This is a genomic window from Vibrio mediterranei (genome assembly GCF_013364395.1).
GTDB lineage: Bacteria > Pseudomonadota > Gammaproteobacteria > Enterobacterales > Vibrionaceae > Vibrio > Vibrio mediterranei.
This window is the reverse complement of sequence record NZ_JABXGK010000008.1, coordinates 1,058,262-1,070,150: the sequence shown is the minus strand read 5'-3', so window position 1 is coordinate 1,070,150 and position 11,889 is coordinate 1,058,262. Positions and strand designations below refer to the sequence as shown.

General features: G+C 42.3%; 12 protein-coding genes and 3 tRNA genes. 10 read left to right on the top strand and 5 right to left on the bottom strand.

The window, feature by feature from the left end; genetic code table 11:
• Positions 1-137: 137 nt before the first annotated feature.
• The gene (locus HOP38_RS21860; RefSeq protein ID WP_006069648.1) at positions 138-878 is read left to right on the top strand and encodes a sulfite exporter TauE/SafE family protein; all 741 of its coding nucleotides are present in this window, start codon (positions 138-140) and stop codon (positions 876-878) included.
• 75 nt (positions 879-953) lie between these two features.
• Here the strand turns inward: HOP38_RS21860 and HOP38_RS21855 are convergent, their stop codons facing one another.
• Both HOP38_RS21855 and HOP38_RS21850 read right to left on the bottom strand, forming a co-directional pair.
• A complete protein-coding gene (locus tag HOP38_RS21855; RefSeq protein WP_124942158.1) occupies positions 954-1,385 on the bottom strand; it encodes a hypothetical protein in 432 nt (143 codons plus the stop codon).
• Positions 1,386-1,523: 138 nt separating this feature from the next.
• On the bottom strand, positions 1,524-1,895 hold the full coding sequence (locus HOP38_RS21850; RefSeq protein ID WP_006069649.1) for a YybH family protein: 372 nt from the start codon (positions 1,893-1,895) through the stop codon (positions 1,524-1,526).
• Positions 1,896-2,013: 118 nt separating this feature from the next.
• Here HOP38_RS21850 and HOP38_RS21845 point away from each other — a divergent pair, with 118 nt between their 5' ends.
• Positions 2,014-2,871, top strand: coding sequence for a LysR family transcriptional regulator (locus HOP38_RS21845; RefSeq protein ID WP_198558975.1), 858 nt, complete (start codon positions 2,014-2,016; stop codon positions 2,869-2,871).
• On the opposite strand, the gene HOP38_RS21840 is transcribed toward HOP38_RS21845, so the two are convergent.
• From HOP38_RS21840 to HOP38_RS21830, 3 genes are all read right to left on the bottom strand, one after another.
• Complete coding sequence (locus HOP38_RS21840) at positions 2,857-3,174, bottom strand: c-type cytochrome (RefSeq protein ID WP_198558974.1); 318 nt, start codon at positions 3,172-3,174, stop codon at positions 2,857-2,859. The genes HOP38_RS21845 and HOP38_RS21840 overlap by 15 nt on opposite strands.
• Before the next feature lie 145 nt (positions 3,175-3,319).
• Complete coding sequence (gene ltaE, locus HOP38_RS21835) at positions 3,320-4,327, bottom strand: low-specificity L-threonine aldolase (RefSeq protein ID WP_198558973.1); 1,008 nt, start codon at positions 4,325-4,327, stop codon at positions 3,320-3,322.
• Between the two features lie 10 nt (positions 4,328-4,337).
• Positions 4,338-4,856, bottom strand: coding sequence for an NUDIX hydrolase (locus HOP38_RS21830; RefSeq protein ID WP_198558972.1), 519 nt, complete (start codon positions 4,854-4,856; stop codon positions 4,338-4,340).
• 222 nt (positions 4,857-5,078) lie between these two features.
• On the opposite strand from HOP38_RS21830, the gene HOP38_RS21825 reads away from it, so the two are divergent.
• The 8 genes from HOP38_RS21825 to HOP38_RS21790 all read left to right on the top strand — a co-directional run bounded on the left by HOP38_RS21825 (position 5,079) and on the right by HOP38_RS21790 (position 11,807).
• Positions 5,079-6,572 carry a VWA domain-containing protein gene (locus tag HOP38_RS21825; protein WP_198558971.1) on the top strand — a complete coding sequence of 498 codons (1,494 nt, stop codon included), beginning with the start codon at positions 5,079-5,081 and terminating at the stop codon, positions 6,570-6,572.
• Between the two features lie 175 nt (positions 6,573-6,747).
• A complete protein-coding gene (locus HOP38_RS21820) occupies positions 6,748-8,409 on the top strand; it encodes an ATPase RavA domain-containing protein (RefSeq protein WP_198558970.1) in 1,662 nt (553 codons plus the stop codon).
• A 101-nt stretch (positions 8,410-8,510) separates the two neighbouring features.
• Positions 8,511-9,956: an ATPase RavA stimulator ViaA gene (gene viaA / locus HOP38_RS21815; protein ID WP_198558969.1), complete on the top strand. Its 1,446-nt coding sequence runs from the start codon at positions 8,511-8,513 to the stop codon at positions 9,954-9,956.
• A 181-nt stretch (positions 9,957-10,137) separates the two neighbouring features.
• Positions 10,138-10,211: transfer RNA gene (locus HOP38_RS21810), tRNA-Cys, on the top strand.
• Positions 10,212-10,415: 204 nt separating this feature from the next.
• The gene (locus HOP38_RS21805; RefSeq protein WP_006069657.1) at positions 10,416-10,661 is read left to right on the top strand and encodes a hypothetical protein; all 246 of its coding nucleotides are present in this window, start codon (positions 10,416-10,418) and stop codon (positions 10,659-10,661) included.
• Between the two features lie 321 nt (positions 10,662-10,982).
• A tRNA-Leu gene (locus HOP38_RS21800) sits at positions 10,983-11,069 on the top strand.
• Positions 11,070-11,100: 31 nt separating this feature from the next.
• Positions 11,101-11,174 (top strand) — tRNA-Cys (locus tag HOP38_RS21795).
• A gap of 189 nt (positions 11,175-11,363) precedes the next feature.
• Complete coding sequence (locus HOP38_RS21790; RefSeq protein ID WP_031496996.1) at positions 11,364-11,807, top strand: CopD family protein; 444 nt, start codon at positions 11,364-11,366, stop codon at positions 11,805-11,807.
• The last annotated feature ends 82 nt before the right edge of the window (positions 11,808-11,889 follow it).

Genomic DNA, 11,889 nt, shown 5'->3' with positions numbered 1-11,889 from the left:
GATGTCTTGTTCTGAGAAAATAGTCACACTAACGAATCTAAATGTACATAAAACAACAAAATGTGACACGAGTAATGGTTATTAAATTTCATGAGTCTATAGTGTGAAGAACTTTTAACGGCTGAATAACAGGACATATGGACACCACTTTAATACTCGTTTCGTTGATCATTGCATTAGCGGGTTTCACACAGGGGTTAACGGGATTCGGCTCAGCGTTAGTGTCGGTTCCGTTGCTTTCATTCATTGTTGGAGCTCAAACAGCAGTCCCAATTGCTGGTATTTTTGGCTGGTTAGTTACCTTGCCAATCGTTTGGAAAATGCGCCATTCAATACAACGCCAAACAGGATTGATTCTATTTGCCGGTTCGGTACCTGCGTCTTTTGTTGGTGCTAAGTTACTGGCAACGATGCCTTCCCAGTACATTCTTTTGACTATGGGAATTGTGTTAGTTGCTTCAAGTTTACATTCTCTACGCTCAACTAAGCCTCTGTTTAAAAAGACTTCTGTTCCGGTAACAGTAGGGGCAGGTTTCACTTCAGGTGTTTTAGGTGCTAGCGTAGGTGAATCGGGTCCTCCTGTGATTGCGTATACATCGATGCAGCCTTGGACGGCCGATCAAACCAAATCGACATTGGCTTTCTTCTTTATGTTGCAGATGATTGGTGCCAACGTGAGTTTTTGGAATGAAGGTTTGATAACTGAAGAAGTGTTGTCTTTGGTGATGTCGGCAATGCCAGCGTTTGTCATTGGTTTAACTGGCGGGATGATCGGCTATCATCTTTTACACAAATACAAAATTGACTATCACCGAATCGTACATATCTTTTTATTAGTCATTGGATGTATGCTAGTGGCGAAAAATGTCCACTTTTGATTAATATTGGTGTTTATTCAAATAGAACCTTCACATGGAAGGTTCTATTTTTCAATAGTTCAGTTTAGTGTGTCATTAGCAAATTTCTGTTTTATAACGTATTGCGTTGCTGATAACGTCACCAGCACCTGCTGTTGATATTTCGTCAACTTGATCATTGAGCTGAACCCTGAATCCTTGTTCGTTAGTAAAATATCTTGCAAATTGTGGTGGAATGGCGAAGCGAATAAGCTTTGTTACTCCGCGAACGCACTGATATTCTACAAACTCATTGAGCAAAATGGTTTGCTGATCTGCTAATAGATAAACGTTCAACAACTTCTCTTCATCGTTATCTAAAATATCTATTGAGAGGTGAATACATGGATCACTTGGTGTTTTGTGAATTGAAACTCGTTTGATAACACTAAGCTCACATTTCGCTTCTGCGACATGACCATAATGGAAATTATGTAGAGTCCAATAACCTGAAACCAGTGTTTTTCTGTCGTAGTGATTTACACCCATAATTTACCCCTCACAATAATAAAACTATGTCCATTATTTATGCGACGCTTAAAAGAGTTAAGTAAATTACGGTAGGTAACAAGTTAGTAGTTTATACTAGAGTTACAATAACAAAGACAGACCGATACCATCACATCATTAACGCTCACCAAGCACTTCAAACTCATCATAAGTTAACCGAGACGCACCATCGGTTTGAATTTCCCATAGTTCTTTATGAACAACTCCAAAGGCGTTATTCATTGTCCAGTCTGAGGTCAAAATGTATGACGTTTCTCCAGCCTTTTCCCATTTAGTATTGGTGTAATCAACGTCTTTAAATCCTTGATCTATAATGTTTTGCCAGAATGCCTGTATTGCCTCTCGACCTTCAAATGTACCAAAAGGTTTCGCTACCATTACAGCGTCTTCGGCGTATTGTGCCGCGCAGCCAGCGGCATCCTGATTGTTAAATGCAACTTGCCATGCGGAAATTCCAGTTTTTGAGCGTTCTAAAGCTGATTGAGTCATCGTCATACCTTTCAATTTGGGTTGTGTTTGAGTTAATCATAGAGATAGTATTGATGATGAAAAACAAACGTATTGGAAAGGTATGTTCTGTTAAAGAGAACAATTAAGAGAGCTTATTGTGAATAAACTGCGTTTAATGTCTATCTATGTACAAATCATTGAAAGTGGGTCAATAACCAAAGCGGCTGATAAACTCGGTGTGTCTAAATCTGTAGTTAGTTCAGCGCTAAAACAGTTAGAAAATGAGTTGAATACGAGCTTACTAAAACGCACGACGCGCAAGCAGATGCTGACTTCTACCGGAGAGCGTTTTTACCATCAATGCGCTCTCATGCAAGAGCATGCAGAATCTGCGTGGATTGAGGCATCAGAGTCGATGAACACGCCATCAGGAAGACTATCGGTGACAGCGCCACACGCGTTGATGCAGAGTATTGTCATACCTGCGCTCGCTGATACTTTTAATGATTTTTCTGATGTGACGCTGAACTTAGTAAGTGACGATGACCACGTGGACATAATTCAGCAGGATATTGATCTAGCGATTCGTGTAGGCGCATCTGGAGATTCCAATCTAAAACAAAGGAAACTTGGTCAGTTTTCTGACGTCCTATGCCAATCGAAAAACAATGAAGTAGATATAACATCGTGCCAATATGTGGCTCAACATTGGCAACCAGCGCAAATACATCATCGAGAATTAAATACGGAACAAGAGTTAACGTTTGTTCCAGCACACCGTGTCAACACGATCTACGATGCTATTCGCCTAATCGAGGGAGGGTTTGGTATAGGCTTGGTTCCTGAATTTCTACTTGGTGAAACCATGGCAATAAAACCAGTTGCTGAAATAGAGAAGACGAAACCTAATCCTATTTACTCCTTACACCCTTATCAAGCACATGTGCCTCTTACAGTGTCTATGGCTATAAGTGCGATTGAACAGAGGATAAATACTCTGCTAATCGATAGTTGAATAGAACGCAGCAATATCTTTCAAATCTTCTTCCGTTAAGTTTTGAAGCTGAGCCTTCATAAGTTCTGCCATCGCGCCTTGGCGCTCGTCATTTTGATACGCTTTCATAGCATTAAACAGATAAAGCGAGTTTTGCCCGTTGAGGTTTGGGTAGTTAGCTTGAGAGGGAGCTCCATTAGGGTTATGACAGAACACACAGCTTGGCGCTTTCATTTCACCTAGTTCTGGATTTCCGAATTCGTTAGCATCAGCAACCGATGAAATAGCCATCAAAGCTATCACGGTAAGTATATTGTTTTTCATAAGAATGTACTCTAGCTCCGTTTAGCAAAATCGTAATGCTTCACCTTAGGTTAACCTCAAGAAATTATTACTTCCCAAGCTGAATTTGTGACACAAAAAGGAGAACCTGACGTTCTCCTAACTAATGTTGGATGGGTCGAAACAATTATCCAACTAACTCTTTAACTTTCTGAAGCAATGTGTCAATGTCATCACTCGAAATATCCTTGTGAGTTACGAATCGAATCGGATTACCTGGGGTAATTGTAATGCCCTCTTTAGCTAACGATTCTGCAATAGCATCAATCTTTACCGATTCATCGAGCTTAGCAAAAACAATGTTCGTTTGGACAAAATCGGCGTTTACACTAAATCCAGAAATGTCATTTAGACCAAGTGCGAGTTTTTTGGCATTAGCGTGATCAAGTTTCAACTGATCGACTTGTTCTGTTAACGCAAGTTTTCCTGCAGCGGCTAAAATACCAGCTTGGCGCATACCACCGCCAACCATTTTACGCAGTCGTCTTGCACGTTCGATAAACGCTTTAGAACCAAGAAGTAAGGAACCAATAGGAGCCGCTAAGCCTTTTGAAAGACAGATTGTCATAGAATCAAAATGCTGAGCAATTTCTTTTACGTCCACATCTAATGCCACGGCCGCGTTGTATACTCGAGCGCCATCTAGGTGTAGGTTCAGACCATTTTCATCAACAAACTTCCTTGCTTCTGCCAAATATGACAATGGTAGAACTTTACCGTTGATAGTGTTTTCAAGGCTTAACAATTTGGTGCGCGCGAAGTGGCTATCGTCCGGTTTTATCGCGGCTTTCAACTTAGAAAAATCAAGTGTACCGTCTGGGTTATTCTCAATAGGCTGAGGCTGAATTGAGCCGAGTACTGCTGCACCGCCAGCCTCATATTTATAGTTGTGAGCCTGCTGGCCACACAGGTATTCATCGCCGCGTTGGCAATGTGCCATTAAACCAAGCAGGTTTGCCTGAGTACCAGATGTTGTGAACAGCGCCGCTTCGAAACCATGTCGCTCTGCTGCCCATTGTTCTAATTCGTTGACCGTTGGGTCATCCCCGTAAACATCGTCACCGACAGGTGCATTGGCCATAGCTTCACGCATAGCTGGGGTAGGTTGGGTCACTGTGTCTGAGCGAAAATCCATTGATACTCTCCTAAATGTATCCACATAGCATGGCTTTGCTTAAGCACGCTATTGTTTTGGCATCCGTGATGCCACCATCGATTATTTTTTGTTGTAATTCCGTTAGTGACATTGTCACTAACTCAATAACTTCATCATCATCGCATTCTAAGCTGCGATTCGGTTTGAGTGATTTTGCAATATACAGATGCTGTATCTCGTCGCAAAAGCCAGCGAGTGGTGTCACCTGTCCTAGAGAAATCATACTACCAGCTTCGAAGCCCGTTTCTTCAATCAGTTCTCTGTGTGCGCAATTTTCAGCATTTTCACCCAGTTCCATCGTCCCGGCAGGAAGCTCTAAAAGCCACTTCTTAAGTGAGGGCCGATATTGATTTAATAGCAGGATATCGCCGGACTCGGTAACAGGAAGGATGACCGCAGCTCCTGGGTGTTTAATTGTCGTGTGCGTAATGTTTTTCTGATTTGGTAATTCAATGTCTTCTTCTACGAGGGCAATGGATTTCCACTGATGAATTGTTCTTTGGGCCATAAAATCATCCGTTGATGGCTAGATATAAAGTACGTAGAAGGTTTACGTAATCAGGGGTCAATATGACCATAACGTGACATAAAAGTCGATGGATAATAAGGGGAACGTTTTATTAAATGGCGATCGAAAATGAAAACTAGGGTTTCTTACCTGTAATGCAATGAAAAATTTAGGTATATCAAGAGGTCTACACGGTTGTGAAGTTTATTTATAGGTAACGAAATGCTTGGTGCGGACAGTCTAAATTTGGCGATGATGGTAGCAGAGTCAGGAATTATTGATTCTGCGGTTAGAGACATCATGCAGCAAACAGACCTGTTGGCGATGGGAAGCGATGAGGGACTTAAGCAAAGCTTAACAGCATCAATGGCCAAATGGTCTAAATCTGTTAAACGCAAGCTTGTCAAAGGTCAAGATACCGAGTCTCTGCAATCTGAACTCGAACTTTATCAACGTGCAGTCTATCTAACGGAGCAAGAGTTTGATGATCAATTAAGTCAATTGATTGAGCAGCTCCCTGAAGATTCGCATTTCCTTCCTAAAGCTCGTCAGTTAGCGAGCGATATCGATGCTTATCCACAATCACTGTTTGCCCGTCAGTTTTGTAAGCAGTGGTATGAAAGCTTAAAACAGGCCGTTGAATCGAAACAACAACAAACGGTTGACCAGCAGAAGTCTAAATTCTTAAAACAGATGTATCAGAAAATCGATACGTTAAAAGATATGGAGAACCTGCAAAAAGGTGGCGAACAGGGCAAATTGGGAAGGCTTTGGGATTTGGCAGGAGCAGAACTAACAAAGCAGGATTGGCGACACATAGAACGTACGGCAGAGTACCTTGAGAATAATCAAGAGCTGAAACATATTGCCGACAAACTCGGACGTATGGCAGAAGAAGTGGACGCTCCAGAGATAAATAAAGCATTGAGCCACGATGAAGTGGTCGTTGAAGAGAGAGCGGACTTTGCGACAGATGATATTGTGGGCATTCACGAAAGTAACGACATCAACAATCTTCTTCCTAATGAGACCATGTACTTGGCCTACCCAGAATTAGAAACCATTTTCTATCAACACTTGGTGGAAAAACGACTGCTAACCTACAAATCAGAAGGTAAACAACGTACGGTTCGTCAATTACATTCACCTAAAACAGCGACGGGTGAAGCAGAAAAAGAGACAGGTCCTATGCTTATCGCGATAGACGTCTCAGGTTCAATGCAGGGTGCTCCGGAAAAATCAGCGAAAGCTATCGCTTATTCACTAATGAAAATGGCCGCACAACAACAACGCGAGTGCCACGTCATATTGTTCTCCTCCACGTTCATTAGTTATGACTTAACAGGGACGACTGGACTGAAAGAAGCGAGTGACTTTTTGTCTTATACCTTTAAAGGCGGAACCGATCTTGGAAAGGTCTTGAATCACGCTGTGGAACTGATGCAAGGTGAGCAATACAAAAATGCCGATTTGCTGGTGATCTCCGATTTCATCGCACCTAAGCAGGAACAGGAGATTGTCGAAAGAGTAGAGTCATTACGTGGCCGCTACAATCGGTTCCACTCTTTATGTCTCTCAAAATATGGTAACCCAGAAGTTTTAGGGCTATTCGATACACAATGGCGTTATCACCCCAGTCTCGTCGGACAGTTCATTAAAAAACCTACGTTCCAGTTTAATAGAGCAAAACAGGCGCTTTCTCATACTTTCGGCTAATGAGTTCTGGTGTTTGAAGCGACTCTTAGTGACAAAACTCTATAAAAATCAGCTTGATAATTTTAGGTTTGCGGTCATGCTTTAAATAAAGCATGAATGAAAAATCTTGTAACATAATAATAACAAATGTATAAAATCATTTATGCATTCCTGTTTTGTGCACAGAGGTATTGGCATGATAAAGCCCACAGTTGTTTCCCACGCTGATAAAGCGTTGCTATCTGAACGAATTAATAAACTCGCCTCAGCACTTTCCGATGGCGTTTACGAACGAGAAGAGACCATAAAGCTTTGCTTATTAGCCGCCCTTGCAGGAGAAAGTGTCTTTTTGCTTGGCCCGCCTGGAATAGCTAAGAGCCTAATTGCGAAGCGATTGATACAAGCATTTGATAACAGTAGTTATTTTGAATACTTGATGACACGTTTTTCTACCCCTGAAGAGGTGTTTGGCCCTCTTAGTATTCAAGAGCTCAAAGACAACGGACGTTATTTACGATTAACCGAAGGTTACTTACCTACCGCTCAAGTGGTTTTCTTAGATGAAATCTGGAAAGCAGGTCCTGCGATCTTAAACACATTACTAACCGTCGTGAATGAGAAAACATTTAAGAACGGTAGTGATATTGAAAGAGTGCCTATGCGCTTGCTGGTTTCCGCCTCAAATGAACTGCCCGATGAAGACAGCGGTTTGGAAGCTCTCTATGACCGTATGTTGGTACGCATATTTGTGAATCGTATTCAGAATAAACAGAACTTCAAATCAATGTTAACGGTTGGCACGAGTGAAGAAGCGAAGATCCCCGAAGGTTTGGCGATTACCGATCAGGAATATCATCAATGGCAACGTGAACTTGATAACGTCAAGTTGACTGATTCCGTCTTTGAAAAACTCTATCAACTTAAAACCTTGCTAGAGTCCGCAGCAGAAGAAAACCAAGGCAGACTCTCGGAGTCAGATCTTTATGTTTCCGACCGTCGTTGGAAGAAAGCGGTAAAACTCCTCAAGGCGAGTGCGTTCTTTAATGGTCGCGATAGTGTCAACCCGCTCGACTTACTACTACTACAAGACTGTTTGTGGAACAGTCCAGAATCACTAGAAATTGTTCGCGATGTTGTTCGTGACTTTGCGTTGAACTACGCCTTTGATCAACAGGAAGTGTTCCAACAGATCGAAGAAGGTAAGGAGCAATTGGCTGATATTCAAGATGAAATCGAAGCTGAGTTTGCGATGCCTCTTTCTATGGAATCCACGACGGGGCTACTTCGAAAAGATGTATACCAATACGATATTAGCAACGCTAAATCATACAAAGTTGGTCCGGCTACGGACCTAGTCAAATTGGTCTTGCTGCAAAGCAACATGTCAGTATCTGAGAGTGAAAAAGGCGATAGCCGTTGGGTCTATGTAGCAAAAGATGAGCTTAGCCGAGCCATCAAAGAAGGTGGCAGTGAGGTGTATGGTTATGTAAACCAAAATACGCATTTGTGCCGCTTGAAGCTTGATATTGACGCTGCCAATAACCTCGTTATTAAAGATATCGCTAATCGCTCTGTTCTAGCCACGCTTGTAACCACTTCTGGTATTGACTCCAATTTACTTCAAGAGTGGACGACAAGAGCTGATCAGGTATTAACGCAGCTTACTCATGCAGAATATCACCTTAGACAAGTACGCTCTAACTTCCATGGAGCTCTACCACACGGTTTTATTCAGCAAGAGATACCAACAGAGATGGAAGTGAGCTTACAAACAGTCACGCAAACACTTGAAACGACTAATGCCGAAGCTGAGAAAGCAGTCGCCAGAATCAAAGGATTAAATGACTTTTTTGCCTAGAAAGCTCGCTTAGGAACTTTGCTTAACTAGGAGCTTTGCTTAATTTGATGGCTAGCCAAATTGGTTGAGTGACATCGTAAGATAAAACACCGGAGGCATGGATGCTCGGAGCAGACGGATTAAACTTGGCGCTAATGATTGCTGATTCAGGTCTAATTGATTCGGCAGTTAATGATTTGATGGCTCGCTCTCAAGTTGTTGCGCTCACAGAAAAGCGCGGCGTTCGTTCTGCAGTCAAAGGCCATTTGTTGAAGTGGCGTGGCTCGGTAAAAAAACGTATGACTCGTGTTTGTGAGACTGAACGTTTCCAAAAGGAACTTGCACTCTATCAAGAGGTCATCCACTGGGATGAAGCGACATTTTTTGAACGCATTAATGATGTCGTCAAGCAACTTGAGTGGCATTCTGCGTTCTACATGCAGGCGAGGCGTCTGCTAGAAAAAAACAAGTCAGTCAATAATCCCATGTTTCCCCGTTTCTTTTGCGATCTTTGGTACAAGAGCCTAGCGGATGCGATTAAACAAGCCGAGGTCTCTGAGTTAGAAGCAAGTAAAGAGAAGTTTCTCGCCGATTTGTATCAACGAATGGAAACCATGCAAAACATGGATACCGTGACGGAGCAGGGTGATGAAGCTGCTATGGGCCGTTTGTGGGATATGGCCTCAGCGAAGCTCACCAAGACTGATCTAAAAGTGATGCACAACCATGCCGAGTTTCTCAAGAAGAATAAGGGACTACAAGAGATAGCAGAACAGCTTGGACGAATGGCAAATGATCAGGATGATCCCGAACTTAACAAAGCACAAGCTGATGATGTTGAGATGGTTGAAGAGCAAAGTGATGAGGCGACGGATGATATAGTAGGCATTCACGAGTCCGACGATCTGAATAAACTGCTTCCTAATGAAACCATGTTTCTCGCTTATCCCGAATTGGAAGTGGTGTTTTACAAACATCTCGCTGATAAACGCTTAATGAACTACAAAACTCAAGGAAAATCACGCACGCTCAAAAAAGTACGAACTAGTAAACCCGATAACAGTAAGGTGGAAATAGAGAAGGGCCCATTTATTGTTTGTATCGATGCATCTGGTTCGATGAGTGGATTTCCTGAGCAGTGTGCCAAAGCAATGGCTTACGCACTGATGCAAATTGCTTTAGCTGAAGATCGTGAATGCTATGTGATTCTGTTTTCTACTACACACATTACGTATGAACTGACTAAGCAAGATGGTTTGCGAGAAGCTGCTGATTTTCTTAGCTATTCTTTTCATGGTGGAACTGACTTAGAGCCAGTATTAGTTCAGTCTATCGATTTGATGGGGACTGATACTTATAAAAACGCAGACATGGTTGTGATTTCCGACTTCATCGCGCCGGAACAATCCGAAGAGGTGATACAAAAAGTCGACCAACTAAAAGAGCGTAAAAACCGCTTTCACGCCATCAACCTTTCTAAGTATGGCAACCCCGCACTGATGAGTATGTTTGATCATTGCTGGTCCTATCATCCAAACTTGGTGGGACGCTTGATGAAGAAGTGGTGAAACACACTAAGAGATGTGACTGTGAGAACGCTTAGTCCATTAGATCGCTGCTTGATTAAGCATATTGCCGTTAATCTGGACAAACGAAGAGATAATATCGTTTTTTGTTTGACTAATGTTGAGTAATCCGTAAAGTACGCCCCGAACACGACGGAGCAGCAGCTCAGTGTGTTAATAGAAAGGCGCCTTGGCAGAGTGGCTATGCAGCGGATTGCAAATCCGTGGACCTCGGTTCGACTCCGGGAGGCGCCTCCATTATTCAGAAACCTCGACAATCGTCGGGGTTTCGTTCTTTCTGGCTCTAAGAATTCTCCCTCACTGTACTCACTAACGTTTTGGACAGCTAATTCACCTTGTCTGAGACCTAAGCCTCGAAATCCATTTTCAGCATTGTTAACAGTTTGCGTTTAAGTTAGTCGACGACTATGGTGAGTTATCACTATATTCGTGGAGGTGCTTATGTCTGAAGTCTTGGTTGTTCTCATCATTTTTGGCGCTATTTTTGGTCGAGGTATGCTGCGAACATTTTTCGCTCATCGCGAAAAAATGAGGGCGATTGAACTAGAGAAAGCCATGGAAGGGGCGGAAGGTTTAAATAGCGAGTTGGTACAACAAATAAAAAGCTTATCTGAGCGCGTTGAAGTACTTGAGAAAATCATTACAGACGAAAAATATCAATTGGATCGCAAGATCGCTAACTTGTAAGTGGTGCTGAATTAGTCGATTTGTATGGCCTTCATACTGCTTGGCTCGATATTTAGTCAGTTGATTCATAAAGTTAAAATTTACTGTTGACGCAAAAACTTAATCCGTTAAAGTACACCTCGTTCTCACGGGAAACCCCGATGAAAACGTATGCGAGACTAGCGAGACTGTTATAGGCAACCTTGCCAAGATTAACGTCACACCAAGACCGTTGAAGAACGGAAACCTAGTGAGTCGCTCAAAATTAAAGTCTTACTGCAACTGCGGTAAGAAACAGATGGTGTTTTACTGTTCAGTAATCGGCATCGCAAGAAATTGCGTGCCCTGGTGGTGGAATTGGTAGACACAAGGGATTTAAAATCCCTCGGCGTTCGCGCTGTGCCGGTTCAAGTCCGGCCCGGGGCACCATCTATTCGCTAATTATTAGCACCCAAATTAAGGCGCCTTGGCAGAGTGGCTATGCAGCGGATTGCAAATCCGTGGACCTCGGTTCGACTCCGGGAGGCGCCTCCACTCCCTCTAATCTATCTCTGCGTAGTCATAAATTACGCACAGTTCTTTAGCTCTATTAAGTGCCTTACCTCTAATACTCAAATAAACGATAATAAATATCATTACAATTGTATGATCCTCGTCATATCTTTATTGTTCAATATGTTAATAATTAAGATTAATTTAACAGAACAAGAAATGGGAAGGCACATGTTTGCTTGGCTTTTAGTGCTGCATATTTTAGGTGCGTCAATCTGGACGGGTGGTCATCTAATTTTGAGTGTTGTAGTCCTACCTAAAGTATTGAAATACAAGTCACCTGAAATGCTACTTGAGTTCGAGCAGAACTATGAAAAGATCGGAATGCCAGCGTTAGTTATTCAAGTGACTACGGGATTGATGATGTCTTATCAGCTCCTTCCTGATGTTAGTTTATGGTTCGATATGTCAATTCCACTAGCTCATGGTATTGCGGCGAAATTGGTTTTGCTTGCTCTAACGGTTACTTTGGCTCTCGATGCGCGTTTTCGAGTAATCCCAAAGCTATCCAAGGACAACCTTGTAGACATGGCACTTCATATTATTCCAGTAACCATAATTTCTGTTGTATTTGTCTTCGTAGGTGTGTCATTTAGAGTGGGGTGGCTGTCGTAGCTGATACATCTGTCAATCAACAATAAATTACTTTCCCATATTGCCTGCGAACTTCATTATTGGTTGATGTTTCCAAAACAAC